Raw genomic sequence first — 20,369 nt, 5'->3', positions numbered from 1 at the left:
CATGAAACCTTTTCTAAAGGGGAATACATGTTAGTGAACGAATAATGAGGTTAAAATAGGAGGGAATACGATGGAACGTATTGAAACGGGAGAGATTTTTACAATTTTAGATGAAAATGATCAAGAGCAAGATATTGAAGTGCTTGGAAAAATGACGATTGAAGGCCACGATTATATTGCCGTTGCGTTTGTGGAAGAAGTTTTAATTGAAACAGAAGAAGAAATTGATGTTTTCTTTTTAAAAATTGAAGATGATGGTGAATGGTCTTCAATTGAAGATGATGATGAGTTTGAAAAAGTATCAGCCGTATTTGAGGAAATGACATCCGCGTAAAAAGAGAGGTTACAACCTCTCTTTTTTTTATTTCTAAATAATATAATATTTAGAATTTTTCTAAAAATATCTTGCTGAATTATTTCCCTTCATTTATGATAAATATGTAACATACCAACCGGTTAGTAAGTAAATGAAAGCGAGGGACTACCGTGTATTTTTCTTACTCTGACAAAGTAGTGAAGCTGCAAAAAGAATTGAGCTCTTTTATGGAAGAGCATATTTATCCAAATGAACGGCTATACGAACAACAGCTGAATGAACAGCCATCTAGATGGTCAGCTGTTCCTCCAATCATGGAAGAGTTAAAAGAAAAAGCAAAGCGAGCTGGGCTATGGAACTTATTTTTGCCAGAAAGCGAATACGGAGCAGGTCTAACAAATGTAGAATACGCTCCTCTTTGCGAAATTATGGGCCGTTCTATTATTGGACCAGAAGCTTTTAACTGCGGAGCTCCTGACACTGGCAATATGGAAGTGCTGGTTCGATACGGAACGCCTGAACAGAAAGAAAAATGGCTAAAGCCTCTGTTAAATGGAGACATTCGCTCCTGCTTTTCTATGACAGAACCGGATGTAGGTTCTTCTGATGCCACAAACATTCAGTGCAGTATTGTAAGAGAAGGCGATGAATATGTAATAAATGGAAGAAAATGGTGGTCTTCAGGTGCGGGAGATCCTCGCTGCAAAATTGCTATTGTCATGGGAAAAAGCGATTTTAACGCATCTAAATATGAACAGCAGTCTATGATTCTAGTTCCATTAAATACTCCGGGAGTTAAAATTGAACGAATGCTTCCAGTCTTTGGATACGATCACGCTCCTCATGGACATGCTGAAATTCATTATGACAATGTGCGTGTGCCAGCATCCAATATGCTTTTAGGCGAAGGAAAAGGGTTTGCTATTGCTCAAGGTAGATTAGGGCCTGGACGTATTCATCACTGCATGCGTCTAATAGGAGCAGCTGAAAGAGCGCTCGAAGAATTATGTAAGCGTATTCAAAGTCGTTCTACATTTAATAAGGTACTTTCTCAGCAAGGGGTTATTCAAGAATGGGTGGCAGAATCGCGTATTGAAATTGAGCAAGCTCGCTTATTAACATTAAAAGCTGCTTATATGATGGACACAGTTGGAAATAAAAAAGCGCGGAAAGAAATTGCCATGATTAAAGTAATAGCTCCTGCTATGGCTTTAAAAGTCATTGATCGTGCCATTCAAGCATTTGGAGCAGCAGGTGTTTCAGAAGACACGCCGCTTGCGGCACTTTGGGCAAATGCCCGCACTTTGCGCCTTGCCGATGGTCCAGACGAAGTGCACAAAGCACAGCTTGCAAGACTTGAGCTAAAATCCTATCAAGAACAGGAGGCAACCTATGCACATAAAGGATCTATTTGATTTAACTGGAAAAACAGCTATTATTACCGGAGGAGGCAGAGGATTAGGAGAGCAAATGGCAGAAGGGCTTGCAGAGGCAGGGGCAAATATTGTTCTATGCTCAAGAAAAAAAGAAGCATGTCAGCAAGTGGCTGATCGATTGGCCACCATGGGCGTAAAAACCCTCGCTTTAGCATGCGACATCAGTCAGCCTGAAGATATTAAAAATGTCGTGCATCAAACGATTGAAACATTTGGACGCATCGATATTTTAATTAACAACAGCGGAGCTACGTGGGGAGCTTCGGCTGAAGAAATGCCTCTTGAAGCATGGCAAAAAGTGATGAATATTAATGTGACGGGCACGTTTTTAATGTCACAAGAAGCTGGAAAAGAAATGATTAAACAAAAAGCTGGTAAGATTATTAACATTGCTTCAATTGCGGGTCTTGGAGGAACGGACCCTCAGTATATGGATACAATCGGGTACAACACGAGTAAAGGAGCGGTCATTACGTTCACGAAAGATTTAGCTGTCAAATGGGGACAGCATAATATTCAAGTTAATGCAATTGCGCCGGGATTTTTTCCTACTAAAATGTCAGGTGCGATTATGGAACAAGGAAAAGATTATTTTCTAAGTCAAACCCCTTTAAAACGCTTTGGCTCCGAAGCTGATTTAAAAGGAGCGGCTGTTTTTCTTGCTTCTGCAGCGTCTAATTATATTACGGGCGATATTCTGACAGTAGACGGTGGAGTTCATGCTATGTGAATAAGAAAGGAGTTACTCAATGGAAGACGTTAAAAAATGGTTTACACCTTATCCAGAAGCCTACACTCATGACATTCACATCGAAGATATTTCACTATTTGATATGCTGAAAGAAACAGCCGAACGTTATCCTGCTCACACAGCCACGCGCATGTATCAGCATACGTTAACGTACCAGGAGCTGTACCACTCAGTCCGCGTATTTGCAGGAGCACTGCAGAAAAAAGGGATTAAAAAAGGAGATCGTGTAGCAATTATGCTGCCAAATTGTCCGCAATATATAATAAGCTATTTTGGCATTGTAGCAGCGGGCGGCATTGTCACTCAGGTCAACCCCATGCTTGTCGAACAAGAACTAGAGCATATTTTACACGATTCCGGCGCAAAAAAAATAATTCTACTCGATGATTTTTATACGAGACTTCAAGAGATAAGGAATCGTATTGAGATAGAAGAAGCGATAACCGTCAGCTTGCAAAAACCTTTTGTTCCTACATCACCAGACCTTTCCTTCTTAGATTTTCTAACCATTAAGCATGAATTTAATCAGCCGGTCATCCATCCAGCACACGATATTGCTGTTCTTCAGTATACGGGAGGAACGACCGGACCATCTAAAGGTGCGATGCTTACACATACAAACATTTACACAAACGCAGTTCAATCATACGAAATATTTAAGCATGATATTGAATTGGGAAAAGAAAAATGCTTAACCGTTATTCCATTGTTTCACGTATTTGGCATGACTTCCTGTATGCATTTATCAATTCTTTGCGGAAATGAAATATTGCTATTGCCGCGTTTTGATTTAGAAGAAGTACTAAATACAATCAAAAAAGAGCAGCCTAGTATTTTTCCTGGAGTGCCAACTATGTATGTCGCGATTACCAATCATCCGCGGGCAGAAGAATACAATATCGAAAGTATTCGCATCTGCAACAGCGGCAGTGCGCCAATGCCTGTTGAGCTGATGAAAGAGTTCGAACGAAAAACGGGTGCTAAAGTGTTAGAAGGGTACGGCTTATCAGAAGCGTCCCCCGTTACCCATTGCAACCTGCCGTTTTGTGAACGAAAGCCAGGCACAGTCGGACTTGGCGTTCCGCAAACTGCTTATAAAATTGTAGACGTGGCTACAGGAACAAAAGAACTGCCAAGAGGAGAGCTTGGAGAAATAGTCATTAAAGGCCCTCAAGTTATGAAGGGCTATTGGAATCAGCCTGAAGAAACAGCTCACGCGCTTAGAAACGGCTGGCTGTACACAGGAGATATTGGACAGATAGACGAAGATGGGTATTTATCCATTGTTGATCGCAAAAAAGATATGATTATTGCGAGTGGTTTTAATGTGTATCCTCGAGATATTGAAGAAGTTTTATATGAGCACAGCCACATTAAAGAAGCCGTTGTCATTGGCGTTCCGCATCCTTACAGAGGAGAAACAATTAAAGCGATTTTGGTAGTGAAAGAAGGAAAATCTCTTTCTGAAGAAGAGCTTACTTCTTATTGTCGACATCATCTTGCAGCTTACAAAATTCCGCGAATCTTTGAGTTTCGCGCTGAGCTTCCTAAGACCAATGTAGGAAAAATTTTACGAAGAGCACTGCGAGAAGAAGTGGTGAAAGAAACGATGTAAAGAAGCTGAACATAAACAAACTTTTTCAAAAGCTCCCTCTAAGCCATGGTATAATTTGTGAAAATGAGAAAAGACAGAGAGGGTTTGACGATGAAAGATTTGATGATGGAACGAAGCATTCAGCTTTTTGCTCAAAAAGGTTTCAAAGAAACGTCTATTCAAGATATTGTAAATGAATTAAATGTCACAAAAGGAACGTTTTATTATTATTTTAAAAGCAAGCAAGAGCTTTTAATGGATATTCACCTTCAATATATTGAAAGATTAATAGAAAACCAAGAGACGATTCTTGCAGATAAGACAATATCTTATCCTGAAAAGCTGCACAGCATTATTTTTAAACTTGTTCATGATATTGAGAAAGAAGGTCTTCGAGCTAAAGTGTTTTTTCGAGAGATGCGTCATTTGAGTGAAGAACACTTACAGCAAATCATTCCAAAGCGCGATCGTTTTAAAGAAAACGTACAGGAAATTATTGAAAAAGGAATGGAAGCAGGGCAGTTCCGTTCAGATTTGCCTTCAGATATCGTGACGCTAGGCATATTAGGAATGACAAATTGGAGCTATTTTTGGTTTCAGCCGGATGGTGAAAAGTCAGATCGAGAAGTTGCGGCTATTTTTTATAAGATGTTAATGAAAGGTATTCAGTCACAGTAGCTGCTAGGCTGGACAGTGCTCGTAAAAGGTGGGAAAGTATAAGCTCTTTCTCTCCTTTTATATTAAAAGGAGGCTATAACATGAATAGTAAAGATATACAGCGTATTGCTGTCATTGGCGCAGGACAAATGGGACATCAAATTGGTATGCTTTGTGCACTTGGAGGATATGAAACAATTATCCAAGATATGAATGAACAATCACTCATAGAGGCGAAAAATAAGCTGGAAGCAATTATAGACAAGTGGGTTCACAAAGGCAAAATTTCCTCTGATGCTAAAGAAGCCGCATTTCAAAGGTTGTCTTTTACAAGCACATTAAAGGAAGCGGTTTCAAGTGCTGATTTTGTGATTGAAGCTGTTGTAGAAAAGTTAGATGTAAAACAAAGCGTCTTTAAAGAAATAGATGAGTACGCACCAAGTCACGCCATTTTAGCATCGAATAGTTCAACAATTGTTAACTCGCTTATTGCAAGTGCAACAAACCGTCCAGAGCAAATCGTTAACATGCATTTCTTTTTTCCTCCTCTTGTAATGGACTGCGTAGAAGTTGTGATGAGTGAAAAGACAAGTGAACAAACAGCTCAAACGACAATGGAAGTTTGCAAGCAAATTAATCGCACAGCAGTCCTTCTGAAAAAAGAAATCTCAGGTTTTATTGCCAATCGAATTTTAGGAGCGCTGCAAAAAGAAGCCGTTTTCCTTTACGAAAATGGATACGCAGATTTTGAAGACATTGATACGATTTGCAAAAAAGCGCTCAATCACCCGATCGGTCCTTTTGAATTGATGGATCTCTCAGGAATTGACGTCGGATATTTTGTGATGCAGCAGCGCTATAGCGAAACAGGGGACCCTGAGGACAAGCCAGCTGCGTGCATAGAAGAAAAAGTTCAAAAAGGCGAGCTTGGACGCAAAACAGGAAAAGGTTTTTACACATACCACACACAGGGAGTGAAGCAATGATGAAAAAATTTGTACGTATTGAAAAAGAAGAGAAAACAGCTATTGTAACCATTGATAATCCGCCTTTAAATGTAATGAGCCAGGCTGTTGTGCAGCAGCTTGAAGAAACGTATGAAGAGCTTAGTAAAGATCCTGATGTCATTACAATCATTTTAACGGGAGCGGGCGACCGGGCGTTTATGGCTGGAGCTGATATTAAAGAATTTCCACAGCTAATGGGACAAAGCGGTATTAAAGAAGAGTTTATGAAAACCCATCGTGTTTTGCAAAAACTTGAAAACATTGAAAAACCAACAATTGTCGTGTTAAACGGTTTAACGTTTGGGGGAGGGTGCGAACTTTCACTAACCGCTGATATACGCATTGCCGAAGAACATGCTCAAATCGGTCTTCCGGAAGTGAAGCTCGGATTGTTTCCCGGAGGCGGCGGAACTCAGCGTCTTCCGCGCGTAATCGGCGCATCTAAAGCTAAAGAATGGATGTTTGCCGGCAGTCCTGTTTCGGCGGAAGAAGCACTTCATGCAGGCTTTGCCAATCATGTAACGCCTAAAGGAAAAGGGCTGGAAAAAGCAAAAGAGCTGGCTAAGAAATTTAACCGTCACTCTCTTCCGTCACTTTCTCGAATTAAGGCAGCGGTAAACGAAGGAATGAATCGTACACTATCTGAAGGTCTTGAACTTGAGGCAGAGCTGTTTGAAGAAGTCTTTCAAACAGAAGATATTAAAGAAGGAGTATCAGCATTTATTGAAAAGCGTCCCGCTGTTTTTTCACATAAGTAAAGGAGGAGAAAACCATGTATGAAACACAGGTCAAAGTGCGTTTTTGCGAAACAGACGCACTCGGTCACATTAACAATACGAGCTATTTCATTTATTTAGAAGAGGCACGCATTGCTTTTTTTGAAGAAATGGGAGCATCCATGCATACAAAAAAGTGGGAGTATATTTTAGCGTCTACTAAATGTGATTTTGTTGCGCAAGGATATTTTAATCAAGTGTTAACGATTAAAACCTTTGTATCTAATGTCGGCAATAAAAGCTTTACAATTGGCCATGAAATTACCGACAGCAAGACGGGATCGCTGATTGCTAAAGGAGAAGCTGTCATCGTGTACTTTGATTTTGATGCACAAAAAAGCATTTCTATTCCAGCGGACATTAAGCAGTTTTTGATGAATTATAAAGTAGCTGTTTAACTATAAAAAAGCAGGTGGTAAAAGAATGTCACAAATCATTCCTGTACGAAAAGGAGAGGAATTAAACACGGAAAAACTGCATCAGTTTCTCCGTGTTTCGATTCCTGATTTACCTAAAGAGCCTCTTTTAATCAAGCAATTTGGATCGGGTGCGTCCAATTTAACCTACGCTCTTTCAGTCGGAGAGTGGGAGGCGGTGTTGAGACGCCCGCCATTTGGGCCAGTTGCGCCAAAAGCGCATGACATGGAAAGAGAATACAAGATTTTATCTGTTTTATCGAAATCTTTCCCTCTCGCTCCTAGGCCTAATGTGTTTTGTGAAGATGAAACGGTGGTCGGGAAACCCTTTTTTTTAATGGAGCGAAAGCACGGTGTTCTCATCGACACAGCGTTTCCAGAAGACGTGAAAGGAACTAGCGAACTTTGCCGTCGTATTTCAGAACAAATGGTAGATGTCCTTGTTCAGCTTCATGACGTTCCTTATAAAGGTACGCTCCTTGAAGAAATCAGCAAGCCTGAAGGTTTTTTAGAACGTCAAGTACACGGCTGGATTCATCGTTATGAAAAATCAAAAACAAGTGACATACCGGAAGTAGAAGCACTAAAGAAATGGTTGACCACACACATCCCCACTTCACAGCATTCAACCATTATTCACTATGATTATAAGCTTAACAATACGTTATTTTCACCGGATGGAAATAAAATTGTAGGATTATTTGACTGGGAAATGACAACCGTTGGAGACCCGCTTGCTGATTTGGGAGTGGCGATGAGCTATTGGATGGAAGACAGCGACCCTGAACTTTTAAAAAGAGGATTGGGGAACCCACCTGTTACTGTGCAAAAAAGCTTTTATTCCCGTCGAGATTTTGTGGAAGCGTATGCTAAAAAAAGCGGACGAGATGTGTCACACATTGACTTTTACCTGAAGTTTGCGTACTTCAAACTTGCTGTCATTTGTCAGCAAATTTATTACCGTTATAAAAAAGGCCAAACAAATGACAAACGGTTTTCACAATTTGGAGAGTATGTAAAAACGCTGATTATTCATGCTCTGCATACAGAACGCGGGCATATATGAAAAGAAAAGTTCACGTAATACTCAAAAAAGAAGAGCTTCTTGCCAAAAAGCTAGAAGGAAAAACGGTCGTTATATTTGACGTCTTATTGGCTACTTCAACAATTGCGGCTGCTTTACAACAAGGAGCAATAGAGGTTATTCCCGTAAAAAACGAAGAAGAAGCGCGCAATAAAGCAAAAACGTATAAGCCTGACGAAATTGCGCTTGTAGGCGAATATAGAGGGAAAACGATTGAAGGCTTTTTTGATCCAAGCCCCAGCACGATAAAGCAGCATGTTCAAGATAAAACGGTTATTTTATCCACCACTAATGGAACGGTGGCCATTCATAACGCTGAAAAAGCAAAACATGTCTATGCAGCTTCACTGTTAAACGGAGAAGCGGTTGCCAGTGCTGTTTGTCAACCAAGTCAAGATGAAACTGTTTTATTGGTTTGTTCAGGTTCATCCGATCGCTTCTGTCTAGAAGATTTATATGGAGCGGGGTACTTTATAAGCTGTCTTCTGCAACTAAAAACATTTTATTTAACGGATGCTGCAAAAGCCGCACTGCTTTTGTATAAGGCTTATGAGCATTCATCTGTTGAAATATTGAAACACTCAGCCGTAGGAGAAATGCTCACTCAGTATGGCTTTCTAGATGAAATTGGCTTTGTAAGCCGGAAAAACGTCTATTCTGTAGTTCCTAAGGTAATGAAGAAAAAGCTAGTAAACGGGGAGGAAATGATATGTCTGAAATGAAAACCGAAGCAAAAGGCGGATCATTTTTACTTAAAAAAACATCTGCGCAGCACGTCTATACACCTGAAGACTTAACGGATGAGCATCGTATGATCGCTCAGACAGCAAAGCAGTTTATTGAAAAAGAAGTCGACCCTTACCACAGTGACATTGAGCAGCAAGATTTTGATAAAGTAGTAGAATTGATGCACAAAGCAGGCAAACTCGGACTTCTTGCTCACAGTATTCCAGAAGCATATGGAGGACTAGGTCTTGATAAAGTAAGCAAAGGACTCGTCGGTGAAATCATCGGCCGGACAAGCGGATATGGAGTCGCTCATTCTAATCATACATGCATTGCGACACTTCCTATTACGTATTTTGGTACCAAAAAGCAAAAAGAAAAATACTTGCCCAAATTGGCAAGCGGTGAATATATTGGCGCCTACTGTTTGACAGAGCCAGAAGCTGGTTCTGATGCTCTTGCAGCCCAAACAAAAGCCGTATTAAATCCTGAAAAAACGCATTATGTATTAAATGGAACGAAGCAGTACATTACCAATGCTGCCTTTTCAGATACGTTCATCACATATGCAAAAGTAGACGGAGAACATTTTACCGCTTTTATTGTAGAAAAAGATTTTGAAGGACTGTCTCTCGGGGCAGAAGAAAAGAAAATGGGGATTAAAGGGTCGTCTACTCGCCCGGTTATTTATGAAGATTGTTTAGTACCCGTAGAAAACGTACTTGGACAAGTAGGAAGAGGTCACTTAATTGCGCTGAACGTCTTAAACCTTGGACGTTTTAACTTAGGTTCTGCATGTATGGGCGCAGCGAAATATGCGTTTGAACTTGCTTTAGGTTATACAAAAGAACGCAAGCAGTTTAAAACAGCTATTGCGGAATTTAACGCTTCAAAAGAAAAAATAGCAAAAATGGCGGCTCGTATTTTTGCATCTGAATCTATCCAGTACCGTACAGCTGGTTTACTAGAAGAGGCGCTTGGTGGACTATATGAAAGTGAAAATCATAAGTTAGTAGCTAAACAGCTGGCTGAATTTGCAATGGAATGTTCAGTGTGTAAAGTGTATGGATCGGAAACTCTTGATTTAATTGCCGATGAATCGCTGCAGCTTCATGGCGGAGCAGGATTTATTCAAGAATATAAAATTGAACAAGTATACCGTGACTCACGCATCAATCGTATTTTTGAAGGTACAAATGAAATCAACCGCCTTTTGCTTCCAACTCAGCTTCTAAAAAAAGCAGGCAAAGGAGAAATAGAGCTGAACAAACGAGTAGAACATGCCGTTAGTGAATTGATGAGCGGTCAGTGGGAAATATCTTCAAATGAACTTCTAGCACGAGAAAAGCAGGCTGTTATTACAACAAGGCATTTATTTCTTGCATTGCTAGGAACAGCATTCCAAACGTTTCAGACAAATCTAGCGCAAGAACAAGAAACGCTGATGAAATTAGCAGAAATTGCTATTGGGCTATTCGCTATGGAGTCATCTGTGCTGCGCGTGGAAAAAGCTGTAACCAGAAATGGAGAAGAAAAAGAAACGTTAAAAAGCAAGCTCACAGCAACAGTTGTTAGTGAAACGCTCTTTGAAATTGAAAAGCAGGCTCGACAATTAATAAACGGGATGTTAACGGATGAAAAACACCGACAGTACCGCACAATTCTTGGAAAATGGATGAATGATTTGCAAAGTGAAGGAGAGTTCATGCGCAATCGAGACATCGCCCGTGAATTTATCGACAGCGGACGATATGTTGTATAAGGAGGGGTATTATGATGCGTTTTGAAGGGCAAATAGCTGTTATTACAGGAGCTGGAAGCGGCATTGGAGAAGCGACCGCTCAAAGAATGGCGAAAGAAGGCGCTCGCGTCATTCTTGTCGGGCGAACGAAAGAAAAACTAATACAGGCTGCATCCGCTATTGACACACGGTGTGAACGAAAATGTACAGATATTTTCCCAGCTGATGTAACGAAAGAAGAAGACGTCAAAGAGCTTGCTGAGTTTATAAAAGAAAAGTACGGACAAATTCATTTATTAATTAATAACGCAGGCGGATCTGTTAATTCCACAATCAAAGAAACAACGCTTGAACAGTGGAAACAGGTGCAGGACGTCAATTTAACAAGCGTATTTCTTGTAACAAAACATTTGATTCCTTTTTTAACTGAAGAAATAGCAGAAAATCGCTCTATTGTTAACATCGCTTCTCTTTCAGGACATAAAGCAGGTGCGCAAATTCCCCACTATAGCGCTGCTAAAGCTGCTTTAATCAACTTTACAAAAGCAATGGCATTTGAATTAGCACCTCACGGAATCAGAGTAAACTCTGTGTCTCCTGGATTCGTAAAAACACCTTTAACACAGCCTGGACTTGAAAATGAGCGCTTCACTAAGGCAATCGAAAAAAATACGGCTTTAAAACGTGTAGGTAAACCAGATGAAATTGCAAATGTTATTGCTTTTGCAGCGTCTAAAGAGGCATCGTATATGACGGGAAGTGATTTATTAGTAGACGGTGGGTGGCTTATCGTTTAATGCAAAGCAAAGAGGAGGAAGTCGAAATTATGAGTGATTTAGTAGTAGAAAAGCAGGGGACTATTTTATCTTTAACATTAAATCGACCGGATCGTTTAAATGCATTCAGTGAGGAAATGATTGAAAAGTTAACAGCTGAAATAAAACAGGCACAAAGCGATGAGTCTATTAAAGTGGTTATATTAAATGGAGCGGGGCGCTCGTTTTCTGCCGGAGGCGATGTAAAAACGATGGGTCAAGCATCGGGAGCTGATGTTTATGAACATATCGGCCGTTTAAATGAATGTATTTTAGCGATGCAAAATCTAGAGAAGCCAATTATTTCAGCAGTTCATGGGTTTGCAGCAGGAGCTGCTTTTAATTTAGCTCTCGCTTCTGACTTTATCATCGCATCACAAGAAAGCCGATTTGTATTAAGCTTTTCTCAAGTGGGATTGATTTCAGATGGAGGAGGTCTTTACTTTCTCACAAAGGTCGTTGGCCCCCACAAAGCTAAAGAACTGCTATTTTTAGCAGAGCCTCTGGATGCCGATACGGCTTACAAAGCCGGTTTTTTGAACCGTGTAGTGCCGTTAGATCAGTTGAAAGATGAGGTTACGTCTTTTGCAAGCCGTTTATCACAAGGGCCAACGAAAGCGTACGGAAAAATGAAAAAAATCGTCAACGATTCATTCCATTTAACGCTAGAACAAGTGCTTGAACAAGAAAGGCTAACGCAAGTTCTTATGGTAGAAACGAGGGATCATCAAGAAGGAATATCTGCATTTAAAGAAAAAAGAAAGCCACTATTTCAAGGGAAATAAGAGGGGGATATAAAAGATGAAAGCTATTCAATTCACGCAGTATGGAGGGCCTGATGTTCTGCAAGTTATCGATATTGCACGCCCTGTACCTAAAAAGAAAGATGTGCTCATTAAAGTTGCGGCAATTGGCGTTAATTATGCCGACGCTGCGCGGCGCGAAGGAGCATATGTAGTCGAAACGCCGCTGCCTTTTATTCCAGGCTCTGAAGTAGCAGGCGAAGTGGTTGAAGTAGGCGAGGATGTACAAGGGATAAAAGTAGGTACAAAAGTCGTGACACTGCTGGGATCTAATCGAGCAACAGGATACGCTGAGTACACGCTGGCAGATTCAAGAGGCCTTATTCCGTTGCCGGAGAATGTGGATTTAACACAGGCCGTTGCTTTGCCTCTTCAAGGACTAACGGCTTATCATATTTTAAAAACAATGGGTCGCCTTGAAAAAGGAGAAACCGTCATCGTTCATGCAGCAGCAGGCGGCGTCGGAACCTTAGCTGTTCAGCTTGCGAAAATTTTTGGAGCTGGAAAAGTTATTGCTACAGCGAGCTCTAAAGAAAAGCTTGAGCTTGCAAAAAATCTTGGTGCCGACGAAGTGATTAACTATACAGAAACAGGCTGGGAAAAACGGATTTTAGAAGTAACAGAAGGAAAAGGAGCCGATATTATTTTAGAAATGGTAGGAGGGCATATATTCTATGAATCTCTTCAATGTCTTGCACCATTTGGGCGCCTCGTTTTTTACGGAATGGCTAGCGGAAAATCTGTAAAGTTTAACCCTGCTCGCCTGATGGAAAAAAATCAGTCGGTTCTCGGCTTTTTCTTACCTCAAATGATGGCAAAACCAGCACTTTATCAGCAAAGCCTGCATGAGCTATTAAACTACGTGAATTCCGGTCAGTTAAAATTAATGCTGGGCGGTACATTTTCACTTGAAGAAGCAGCACATGTACATCGTCTGCTTCAAGGAAGAAAAACGACCGGAAAATTAGTGTTAGTTCCTTAACAAAACAGCTTCCGTCTCTAATAGGGATGGAAGCTGTTTTAGTTTAAAAAATTGGCTTTCGCCTGCCAAATTTTTAAAAACTGCTTAATAATTTGGCATAAAAATCAGTGTTTTTTACTAATTTCTTCTATATTTTAACACTGGCATGGAAGTTGCATAATAAGTGTTTGAACATATAAAGGAGGAATTGAATATGGTGAGAAATGGAACGGACCGCGTGAAGCGGGGAATGGCAGAAATGCAAAAAGGCGGCGTTATCATGGACGTGATCAATGCAGAACAGGCAAAAATTGCAGAGGCAGCAGGCGCTGTTGCTGTTATGGCATTGGAGCGTGTTCCAGCTGATATTCGTGCAGCAGGCGGCGTGTCTCGTATGGCAGACCCAACAATTGTTGAAGAAGTGATGAACGCTGTATCCATTCCAGTTATGGCAAAAGCCCGAATCGGCCATATTGTTGAAGCACGCGTGCTAGAAGCAATGGGTGTAGACTACATTGATGAAAGTGAAGTGCTGACTCCAGCTGATGAGGAATATCACCTTAACAAAAGTACATTTACGGTTCCATTTGTATGCGGATGCCGTGATTTAGGGGAAGCAGCAAGACGAATTGGTGAAGGTGCTTCGATGCTTCGTACAAAAGGCGAACCAGGAACAGGAAATATCGTGGAAGCAGTGCGTCATATGCGCCAAGTCAACGCTCAAGTACGTAAAGTGGTAGGCATGGATGAAGACGAGTTAATGACAGAAGCCAAACTATTAGGTGCCCCTTATGAGCTATTACTGCAAATTAAACGTGAAGGCCGCTTACCGGTTGTAAACTTTGCAGCAGGCGGCGTAGCAACACCCGCGGACGCAGCGTTAATGATGCAGCTTGGAGCAGACGGCGTGTTCGTTGGTTCAGGAATCTTTAAATCCGACAACCCTGAAAAATTTGCTCGAGCAATCGTTGAGGCAACAACGCATTATCAAGATTATGAACTGATTGCAAGCTTGTCAAAAGGGCTAGGAAGTGCAATGAAAGGAATTGAAATTTCATCATTATTACCAGAAAATCGTATGCAAGAACGCGGCTGGTAATAAGTAATAACTTTTAAACTTAGTTAGGAGAATGATCATGGGGAAATATACAATAGTCGATAAAGAAACGTGTATTGCGTGCGGCGCATGCGGAGCTGCGGCACCTGATATTTATGATTATGATGATGAAGGAATTGCGTTCGTTATCCTTGATGATAATCAAGGCACTGTTGAAGTGCCCCAAGAGTTAGAAGACGATTTAATAGATGCGTTTGAAGGCTGTCCAACAGAGTCCATCCGTATAGCAGATGAAAAGTTTGATGGAGATTCGAATAAATTTCAATAAAGCCGAATAAATAAAAAAATAGAAAGTTTTTTTAAAAGAAAAGAAGGATTTTGTCTAGAAAAGGCGAAATATTAGTTGTGTAAGAACATATCTTTTTAAAAATGAAAGCACTTACATAACTAAAATCATATGAGTTAGTCTCATTTGACCTTTCAGAATTATTAGTGTAAATGTGCGGAGTAATTAAATAGTTTTTAAAAGGAGATTAAGGGGCATGCAAATACTGAATACAGTCATTGTGACAGGATATGCAAAAGCTCCACAGGGAACTTCCATGTATGAAATGTATAAGCATGCGGGAATTGTACTAGAAGTGGATCTGACAGAGCATAAAATTGTAAATGCTGAGTTTACGTTTATTACGGAGCTGACGCAAAATTTTTTCCGGAAGCTGCTTATTGGTTACTGCCTTGCAGATGGAATTGAACCTCTTATTGAACGTATTCAAAATTATTATTTTGCTCCATCTCAACAGGCGATTATCGTAGCGCTTCAGGCTGCAATCCAACGTTACTGGGATAATGTGAATCAAAAAATTACATAGCGTTTGGTTAGAATAAAGTGAGAAGATAACCTCTTTTCATGGTCTTATTAAAACCAAGCAGACACACACGCTTTACAAAGAATGGGGGACGTCCCTGTTTCTTTGGGGAGTCATTGTGTCCTGCTTGGTTTTTTTCGTGTAAAGCGCTGTGAAATATAAAAAGAAAAGGAGGAAACAAAATGAACAAAATCATCACGCGCGAAGAAGCAGTAGGAAAAATAACTGATGGCGCACGCATTATGGTAGGTGGATTTGGTCTTGTAGGAAGCCCGCTTAGTCTAATTGAGGCGATTGCCAAATCAAATCTTAAAGATTTAGAGATTATTAGTAATAACCTCGGTGAACCTGGAAAAGGATTGGGTATATTGGTTCAAAGAAAACAAGTAAAAAAAGCTATAGGTTCGTATTTTACTTCCAATCCTGAAGTTGTACATGCCTATCAACAACAAGAACTTCAAGTGGAGCTTATCCCGCAAGGAACAATGTCCGAGGCTATTAGAGCAGGAGGTGCGGGCATTGGAGGATTTTACACACCTGTGAGCGTAGGGACTCAGCTCGCTGAAGGAAAAGAAGAACGAGTATTAAAAGGAAAGAAATATGTTTTGCAAGAATCGCTGCACGCAGATGTAGCGCTTATAAAAGCTAAAAAAGCAGACCGACTCGGAAATCTTATTTACAGCAAATCAGCAAGAAACTTTAATCCAATGATGGCAACGGCCGCTGATATCGTGATTGCTGAAGTAGAAGAAGTGGTTGAAGTTGGACAAATTTCTCCTGAAGAAATTATCACTCCTCATTTATACGTTACTTATATCGTAGTGAAAGGAGAAAAATAAGATGAACGTCAAACAATATATTGCTGGGCGCGCTGCAAAAGAGCTTTGTCACGGAGATGTAGTGAACTTAGGGATAGGGATTCCTACTTTGGTTGCTAATTATATTTCACCCGATGTTCACGTGTTTTTACATTCAGAAAACGGAATTCTCGGCGTTGGCCCTACTCCTGAAGAAACCTATATAGATCCAGAGCTTGTGAATGCTGGGAAGCTTCCCGTCACGGTCTTGGAAGGTGCCTCATTTTTTAACAGCGCCGATTCTTTTGCGATGATACGCGGAGGTCATGTGAATGTATCCATTCTTGGAGTGCTTCAAGTAGATGAAGCAGGGCGAATTGCGAACTGGGCTGTCCCTGGGAAAAGTGTTCTTGGCGTAGGAGGAGCAATGGATTTATTAGAAGGATCGAAAAAAGTGATTGTGACGACTCTTCATACGAATAGTCAAGGAGAGTCAAAACTAGTTAGGAATTTAAGCTATCCGCTTACTTCAGAGCGACGAGTCGATATGATTATTACGGAATTAGCTGTCTTTTCGGTAACCGATCTTGGTCTTGAACTTCTTGAAACAGCTCCGGGTGTTTCTTTAGAGGAAGTAAAACAAAAAACAGAGGCTTCTTTTCATGTTTCTACATTGTTTAGCAAAGACAATGAGGTGACGGCATAATGGCAGTGATTGTAAATGCATTTCGAACTCCTATTGGAAAGTTTGGCGGTTCGCTTGCAGATACGCTTCCAGAAGAACTAGTCTCTCTTGTGATGAAAAACAATTTGTCTTCAGCCGGATATACATCAGAGATTGTTGAGGAAATTATTGTCGGACAAACGAAACAAAGCGCTCATGCTCCTAATATAGCGAGAGTAGCCGGGCTTAAAGCTCAATTCTCTGAACGTATTCCTGCTTATACCGTGCACCGCCAGTGCGGCTCAGGCATGCAGGCTGTGATGAATGGCGCTATGTCCATTTTATCAGGTCAAGCCGAAGCGGTATTAGCTGGAGGAGTGGAAAGCATGTCTCAAGCACCGCACTATACGGTAGGCACTCGTTTTGGTTTTCACGTTGGTGATTTAACACTCTATGACTCTAACACAGAAAGTCAGCCAAAATCACAGCCTGAAACGCTATACGGAACGTTTACAATGGGACAGACGGCGGAGTGGCTTGCTGAAAAGTATAGCATTAGCCGTACGGAGCAGGACGAGTTTGCTTTTTATAGTCAGGAAAAAGCTAGGCGGGCTATAGAACTTGATTTGTTCGAAGAAGAAATTATACCGGTTCCTGTAAAAGAAGGAATGAGGCATTTTGCAACAGATGAATTTCCTCGTCTTACTAGCAAAGAAAAGCTTGGTACGCTTAAGCCCGTTTTTCAAAGAAATGGAACGGTGACAGCTGGAAATTCATCCGGAAGAAACGATGGCGCTTCGATGCTGCTGATGATGTCGGAAGAAAAAGCTGAGCACCTCGGATTAACACCTATGGCAAAGATTGTGTCGTTTGCCGCAGCCGGCGTCTCTCCAAAGGAAATGGGAATTGGCCCCGTTTCTGCTTCGCAAATTGCTTTAACTAAAGCCGGTTTAAGCTTAAATGATATGGACTTAATTGAACTAAACGAAGCATTTGCCGCCCAAAGTATTGCTTGCTTAAGAGAATGGGACATCACATCAGAGAAAGTGAATGTAAACGGAGGAGCAATTGCGCTTGGACATCCTTTAGGCTGCTCCGGGGCAAGAATCATCACAACTCTGTGTCATGAGCTCCACAAGCAAAAAAGACGATACGGCCTTGCTACTATTTGCGTTGCAGGAGGATTAGGAATGGCGATGGTGGTGGAAAGATGGACGAAATAAAAAGAGATTATGTTTTTCATAGAGATTTAACAAAAAAGTACCCTATGATTACGCACGGTCAAGGAAGCTACTTAATAGATGAACAAGGAAAAAAGTATTTAGACGGCTGCTCCGGGGCCGTAGCGGCAAACTTAGGGCACGGCATTGTAAAAATAGCCGAGGCGATGGCTGATCAGGCTAAAAAAGCGGCGTTTGTTCATACATTACGTTTTGAAACAGATGTTTTGCATAAACTTGCAGGAAAAATCGGTAAAATGGCTCCACTCCATTTAAACAAAGTCTATTTTACATCAGGAGGATCAGAAGCCAATGAAAGTGCATTAAAATTAGCAAGGCAATATCACAGAGATGCCGGAAAGACGCAAAAACACATCGTAATCGGAAGGTGGCAGTCCTATCACGGAAATACGATAGGGGCACTATCAGCTGGAGGAGATGTAAAAAGACGATATCCTTACACACCTAATCTTTTACATTTTGCGCACGTGTATTCTCCTTATTGTCATCGCTGTCCGTATAATCGCAATCAAGAAGACTGCGTGGCAAATCAAAACTGGAGCTGCATCACCGATATTGAACGCACCATTTTAGAGCTTGGTCCAGAAAATATTTCAGCTTTTATCGCAGAGCCGATTGTAGGAAGTCAGCAAGGAGCTGTCGTGCCTCCGCTTGACTATTTCAAAAAAGTACGTGAGCTCTGCAGCCGCTATGACATTCTTTTGATTGTTGATGAAGTGATGACAGGCTTTGGGAGAACAGGAACTGATTTTGCAGTGGAACAATTCGGAATCGAACCGGATATTCTAACGTTTGGTAAAGGAGTTTCAGCAGGGTACGCTCCTTTAGGAGGAATGGTTGTCCATGACCGTCTGATTCAAGGACTGTTAGAAAATAGCGGCGGAAAATTCCTTCACGGCTATACGTACAGTGGACATCCTGTTTCGATAGCGGCAGGACTTGCTGCTTTGGACATGTATGAAGAAGTAAATATCCTTCAAAATGTAGAAACTCAAGGTGCGTATTTAATGGAATGTTTAGTAGCGCTGCAGCGCAAGCATCCGTATATTTCAGATATTCGCGGCCGCGGACTTTTAATTGGATTAGAACTAATGAAAGACGCCAATCAACAGATATTTTTCGAGCCAGGCGAAGCAGCCAGCGAAAAGCTCAATGAAATTTGTATGGAGCTTGGAGGCGTATTTTATCCAGGGTCCGGATCTATAGATGGACATAAAGGAGAACATATCATTATTAGTCCTCCTTTAAATATAACGAAATCAGAAGTTGATGAAATAGTGAGATTGCTAGATCATGCGTTTTCTATTTTTCATCAGCACATAAGAAAGGATGAGTCATATGAAAGTGCAAAATAAAACAGAAGAGCTTCAAATCAAAGGCAAAAAACATTTATCACCCGTGATGACAAGAGTAACAGAGCTTGTTATTGAAAAAGCGCACGGTGCGAAATTTTGGACAGCTGATGGCACGGAATATATTGATTTTGTATCAGGAGTAGCTGTCAATGCAGTAGGTCATACACATGAAAAGATGGTAGAAGCGATTAAAAAACAAGCAGATCAGTTGCTTCACCTCGGTTTAAATTACGGATACTATGAAACAGCTGTGAATTTGGCAGAAAAACTTGCGCAAATTACGCCAGGAAACTTAGATACGGTTTTCTTTTCAAACTCAGGCGCAGAAGCTATTGATGGAGCGCTTAAGTTAGCAAAAGCGGCCACTGGCAGACCAGCGATTATTGCTTTTGAAGGTTCTTTTCATGGCCGTACATTAGGAGCTACAGCTATTACGGCTTCAAGCTCCAAGTACCGAAGCTACTACGAGCCGATTTTGGGAGAAGTGTATCACGCGCCTTATCCGTATCCAAGTCAGCTTCCTAATATTGACGAGGAAGAAGCGGAAGCATATTGCTTAAATCAACTGCAAAAGCTGTTTGAACTGCGAGTGGATCCTTCACGCGTAGCGGCGATTGTTATTGAGCCAGTCATGGGCGAAGGAGGCTATTACCCTGCTCCTTCTAGCTTTTTACGCGCACTGAGAGACATAGCGAATGATTATGGCATTCTGCTTATCTTTGATGAAGTGCAAACGGGATTCGGGCGCACTGGAAAAATGTTTGCCGCAGAACATGCTGGAGTCACACCAGATATTTTAGTTTTAGCAAAAGCTCTTTCCGGTGGTATGCCACTAGGAGCGATTGTAGCAAGCCGAGAACTGCATGAGAAATGGCCAACAGCCGGACATGGTTCTACTTTTGGTGGAAATCCAGTATCGTGCGCAGCTGCTTTAGCTAACATTTCAATCATTGAAGAAGAAAAGCTTGTAGAGCGCAGTGAAAAAGTAGGTGCCGATATTGTGAAACGTCTTCAGCATTCTATCGGACATTTACCGGCTATTAAAGAGGTTAGAGGAATTGGCATGATGATTGGCATTGAATTTCATGTTGAAACAGCAGCTGCTTATGTTCCTGCCATTAAATCAAAAGCGCTGGAAAGAAGACTGCTTATCATGAACTGTGGAGTCAAAGGGCAAACCATTCGCTTAATGCTGCCGCTGAATATTGATAAAGACGTGCTGAATCAAGGGCTGTCTTTATTAGAAGAAGTCATCACAGAAGCAGTTTCAATTAACTAGCTTTTTAAATGAAAAGGAGGGTAA

At 41.1% G+C, this 20,369-nt stretch carries 22 protein-coding genes; all 22 read left to right on the top strand.

Going from position 1 to position 20,369, the window contains the following annotated elements; genetic code table 11:
* Positions 1–70: 70 nt before the first annotated feature.
* The 22 genes from ACRPLQ_RS10975 to ACRPLQ_RS10870 all read left to right on the top strand — a co-directional run bounded on the left by ACRPLQ_RS10975 (position 71) and on the right by ACRPLQ_RS10870 (position 20,345).
* Positions 71–334, top strand: coding sequence for a DUF1292 domain-containing protein (locus ACRPLQ_RS10975; protein ID WP_013057050.1), 264 nt, complete (start codon positions 71–73; stop codon positions 332–334).
* A gap of 152 nt (positions 335–486) precedes the next feature.
* The gene (locus ACRPLQ_RS10970; RefSeq protein ID WP_325075473.1) at positions 487–1,731 is read left to right on the top strand and encodes an acyl-CoA dehydrogenase; all 1,245 of its coding nucleotides are present in this window, start codon (positions 487–489) and stop codon (positions 1,729–1,731) included.
* Positions 1,709–2,482, top strand: coding sequence for an SDR family oxidoreductase (locus tag ACRPLQ_RS10965; protein ID WP_033578975.1), 774 nt, complete (start codon positions 1,709–1,711; stop codon positions 2,480–2,482). Before ACRPLQ_RS10970 ends, ACRPLQ_RS10965 begins: the two co-directional genes overlap by 23 nt.
* 19 nt (positions 2,483–2,501) lie before the next feature.
* On the top strand, positions 2,502–4,118 hold the full coding sequence (locus tag ACRPLQ_RS10960) for a long-chain-fatty-acid--CoA ligase (protein WP_182029626.1): 1,617 nt from the start codon (positions 2,502–2,504) through the stop codon (positions 4,116–4,118).
* A 90-nt stretch (positions 4,119–4,208) separates the two neighbouring features.
* A complete protein-coding gene (locus ACRPLQ_RS10955) occupies positions 4,209–4,775 on the top strand; it encodes a TetR/AcrR family transcriptional regulator (protein ID WP_028413348.1) in 567 nt (188 codons plus the stop codon).
* An 80-nt stretch (positions 4,776–4,855) separates the two neighbouring features.
* Positions 4,856–5,740, top strand: a complete 885-nt coding sequence (locus ACRPLQ_RS10950; protein WP_033578977.1) for a 3-hydroxyacyl-CoA dehydrogenase family protein — start codon at positions 4,856–4,858, stop codon at positions 5,738–5,740.
* Positions 5,737–6,519 carry an enoyl-CoA hydratase gene (locus ACRPLQ_RS10945; protein ID WP_028413346.1) on the top strand — a complete coding sequence of 261 codons (783 nt, stop codon included), beginning with the start codon at positions 5,737–5,739 and terminating at the stop codon, positions 6,517–6,519. Before ACRPLQ_RS10950 ends, ACRPLQ_RS10945 begins: the two co-directional genes overlap by 4 nt.
* 14 nt (positions 6,520–6,533) lie before the next feature.
* Complete coding sequence (locus ACRPLQ_RS10940; RefSeq protein WP_048020916.1) at positions 6,534–6,935, top strand: acyl-CoA thioesterase; 402 nt, start codon at positions 6,534–6,536, stop codon at positions 6,933–6,935.
* Positions 6,936–6,960: 25 nt separating this feature from the next.
* Positions 6,961–8,019 carry a phosphotransferase family protein gene (locus tag ACRPLQ_RS10935; RefSeq protein ID WP_182029628.1) on the top strand — a complete coding sequence of 353 codons (1,059 nt, stop codon included), beginning with the start codon at positions 6,961–6,963 and terminating at the stop codon, positions 8,017–8,019.
* Entirely contained in the window at positions 8,016–8,759 is a 744-nt protein-coding gene (locus ACRPLQ_RS10930) for a 2-phosphosulfolactate phosphatase (RefSeq protein ID WP_182029630.1), read from the top strand. The genes ACRPLQ_RS10935 and ACRPLQ_RS10930 overlap by 4 nt, the downstream gene beginning before the upstream one ends.
* The gene (locus tag ACRPLQ_RS10925; protein WP_182029632.1) at positions 8,747–10,525 is read left to right on the top strand and encodes an acyl-CoA dehydrogenase family protein; all 1,779 of its coding nucleotides are present in this window, start codon (positions 8,747–8,749) and stop codon (positions 10,523–10,525) included. The genes ACRPLQ_RS10930 and ACRPLQ_RS10925 overlap by 13 nt, the downstream gene beginning before the upstream one ends.
* A 14-nt stretch (positions 10,526–10,539) precedes the next feature.
* On the top strand, positions 10,540–11,301 hold the full coding sequence (locus ACRPLQ_RS10920) for an SDR family NAD(P)-dependent oxidoreductase (protein WP_432236029.1): 762 nt from the start codon (positions 10,540–10,542) through the stop codon (positions 11,299–11,301).
* Positions 11,302–11,330: 29 nt separating this feature from the next.
* The gene (locus tag ACRPLQ_RS10915) at positions 11,331–12,104 is read left to right on the top strand and encodes an enoyl-CoA hydratase/isomerase family protein (protein WP_028413341.1); all 774 of its coding nucleotides are present in this window, start codon (positions 11,331–11,333) and stop codon (positions 12,102–12,104) included.
* Between the two features lie 16 nt (positions 12,105–12,120).
* Positions 12,121–13,104, top strand: coding sequence for a quinone oxidoreductase family protein (locus ACRPLQ_RS10910; RefSeq protein WP_432231514.1), 984 nt, complete (start codon positions 12,121–12,123; stop codon positions 13,102–13,104).
* Between the two features lie 193 nt (positions 13,105–13,297).
* Positions 13,298–14,182, top strand: a complete 885-nt coding sequence (gene pdxS / locus ACRPLQ_RS10905) for a pyridoxal 5'-phosphate synthase lyase subunit PdxS (protein ID WP_014460089.1) — start codon at positions 13,298–13,300, stop codon at positions 14,180–14,182.
* Between the two features lie 37 nt (positions 14,183–14,219).
* Entirely contained in the window at positions 14,220–14,468 is a 249-nt protein-coding gene (locus ACRPLQ_RS10900) for a ferredoxin (RefSeq protein ID WP_013057065.1), read from the top strand.
* 214 nt (positions 14,469–14,682) lie between these two features.
* Positions 14,683–15,012: a DUF3870 domain-containing protein gene (locus tag ACRPLQ_RS10895; protein ID WP_013057066.1), complete on the top strand. Its 330-nt coding sequence runs from the start codon at positions 14,683–14,685 to the stop codon at positions 15,010–15,012.
* Positions 15,013–15,191: 179 nt separating this feature from the next.
* On the top strand, positions 15,192–15,848 hold the full coding sequence (locus ACRPLQ_RS10890; protein WP_028413338.1) for a CoA transferase subunit A: 657 nt from the start codon (positions 15,192–15,194) through the stop codon (positions 15,846–15,848).
* Between the two features lies 1 nt (position 15,849).
* The gene (locus ACRPLQ_RS10885; RefSeq protein ID WP_033578984.1) at positions 15,850–16,512 is read left to right on the top strand and encodes a 3-oxoacid CoA-transferase subunit B; all 663 of its coding nucleotides are present in this window, start codon (positions 15,850–15,852) and stop codon (positions 16,510–16,512) included.
* Entirely contained in the window at positions 16,512–17,693 is a 1,182-nt protein-coding gene (locus tag ACRPLQ_RS10880; RefSeq protein WP_432235968.1) for a thiolase family protein, read from the top strand. Before ACRPLQ_RS10885 ends, ACRPLQ_RS10880 begins: the two co-directional genes overlap by 1 nt.
* The gene (locus ACRPLQ_RS10875; protein WP_034266163.1) at positions 17,681–19,066 is read left to right on the top strand and encodes an aminotransferase class III-fold pyridoxal phosphate-dependent enzyme; all 1,386 of its coding nucleotides are present in this window, start codon (positions 17,681–17,683) and stop codon (positions 19,064–19,066) included. Before ACRPLQ_RS10880 ends, ACRPLQ_RS10875 begins: the two co-directional genes overlap by 13 nt.
* The gene (locus ACRPLQ_RS10870) at positions 19,050–20,345 is read left to right on the top strand and encodes an aminotransferase class III-fold pyridoxal phosphate-dependent enzyme (RefSeq protein WP_034266166.1); all 1,296 of its coding nucleotides are present in this window, start codon (positions 19,050–19,052) and stop codon (positions 20,343–20,345) included. The genes ACRPLQ_RS10875 and ACRPLQ_RS10870 overlap by 17 nt, the downstream gene beginning before the upstream one ends.
* Positions 20,346–20,369: the final 24 nt, after the last annotated feature.

This window comes from Priestia sp. TRN 1309, assembly GCF_050846875.1.
In the GTDB taxonomy this organism is placed as follows: Bacteria; Bacillota; Bacilli; order Bacillales; family Bacillaceae_H; genus Priestia; species Priestia zanthoxyli.
The sequence above is the reverse complement of the archived record's forward strand: the minus strand, read 5'-3'. Positions and strand labels throughout refer to the sequence as shown.

Bases quoted from the DNA above. Each gene is read 5' to 3' on its own strand.
- ACRPLQ_RS10870 (WP_034266166.1), top strand. From the start codon at position 19,050: ATGAAAGTGCAAAATAAAACAGAAGAGCTTCAAATCAAAGGCAAAAAA.
- ACRPLQ_RS10930 (WP_182029630.1), top strand. From the start codon at position 8,016: ATGAAAAGAAAAGTTCACGTAATACTCAAAAAAGAAGAGCTTCTTGCC.
- ACRPLQ_RS10895 (WP_013057066.1), top strand. From the start codon at position 14,683: ATGCAAATACTGAATACAGTCATTGTGACAGGATATGCAAAAGCTCCA.
- pdxS (WP_014460089.1), top strand. From the start codon at position 13,298: ATGGTGAGAAATGGAACGGACCGCGTGAAGCGGGGAATGGCAGAAATG.
- ACRPLQ_RS10875 (WP_034266163.1), top strand. From the start codon at position 17,681: ATGGACGAAATAAAAAGAGATTATGTTTTTCATAGAGATTTAACAAAA.
- ACRPLQ_RS10950 (WP_033578977.1), top strand. From the start codon at position 4,856: ATGAATAGTAAAGATATACAGCGTATTGCTGTCATTGGCGCAGGACAA.
- ACRPLQ_RS10975 (WP_013057050.1), top strand. From the start codon at position 71: ATGGAACGTATTGAAACGGGAGAGATTTTTACAATTTTAGATGAAAAT.
- ACRPLQ_RS10900 (WP_013057065.1), top strand. From the start codon at position 14,220: ATGGGGAAATATACAATAGTCGATAAAGAAACGTGTATTGCGTGCGGC.
- ACRPLQ_RS10920 (WP_432236029.1), top strand. From the start codon at position 10,540: ATGCGTTTTGAAGGGCAAATAGCTGTTATTACAGGAGCTGGAAGCGGC.
- ACRPLQ_RS10955 (WP_028413348.1), top strand. From the start codon at position 4,209: ATGAAAGATTTGATGATGGAACGAAGCATTCAGCTTTTTGCTCAAAAA.
- ACRPLQ_RS10935 (WP_182029628.1), top strand. From the start codon at position 6,961: ATGTCACAAATCATTCCTGTACGAAAAGGAGAGGAATTAAACACGGAA.
- ACRPLQ_RS10890 (WP_028413338.1), top strand. From the start codon at position 15,192: ATGAACAAAATCATCACGCGCGAAGAAGCAGTAGGAAAAATAACTGAT.
- ACRPLQ_RS10940 (WP_048020916.1), top strand. From the start codon at position 6,534: ATGTATGAAACACAGGTCAAAGTGCGTTTTTGCGAAACAGACGCACTC.
- ACRPLQ_RS10965 (WP_033578975.1), top strand. From the start codon at position 1,709: ATGCACATAAAGGATCTATTTGATTTAACTGGAAAAACAGCTATTATT.
- ACRPLQ_RS10945 (WP_028413346.1), top strand. From the start codon at position 5,737: ATGATGAAAAAATTTGTACGTATTGAAAAAGAAGAGAAAACAGCTATT.
- ACRPLQ_RS10910 (WP_432231514.1), top strand. From the start codon at position 12,121: ATGAAAGCTATTCAATTCACGCAGTATGGAGGGCCTGATGTTCTGCAA.
- ACRPLQ_RS10960 (WP_182029626.1), top strand. From the start codon at position 2,502: ATGGAAGACGTTAAAAAATGGTTTACACCTTATCCAGAAGCCTACACT.
- ACRPLQ_RS10885 (WP_033578984.1), top strand. From the start codon at position 15,850: ATGAACGTCAAACAATATATTGCTGGGCGCGCTGCAAAAGAGCTTTGT.
- ACRPLQ_RS10880 (WP_432235968.1), top strand. From the start codon at position 16,512: ATGGCAGTGATTGTAAATGCATTTCGAACTCCTATTGGAAAGTTTGGC.
- ACRPLQ_RS10925 (WP_182029632.1), top strand. From the start codon at position 8,747: ATGTCTGAAATGAAAACCGAAGCAAAAGGCGGATCATTTTTACTTAAA.
- ACRPLQ_RS10915 (WP_028413341.1), top strand. From the start codon at position 11,331: ATGAGTGATTTAGTAGTAGAAAAGCAGGGGACTATTTTATCTTTAACA.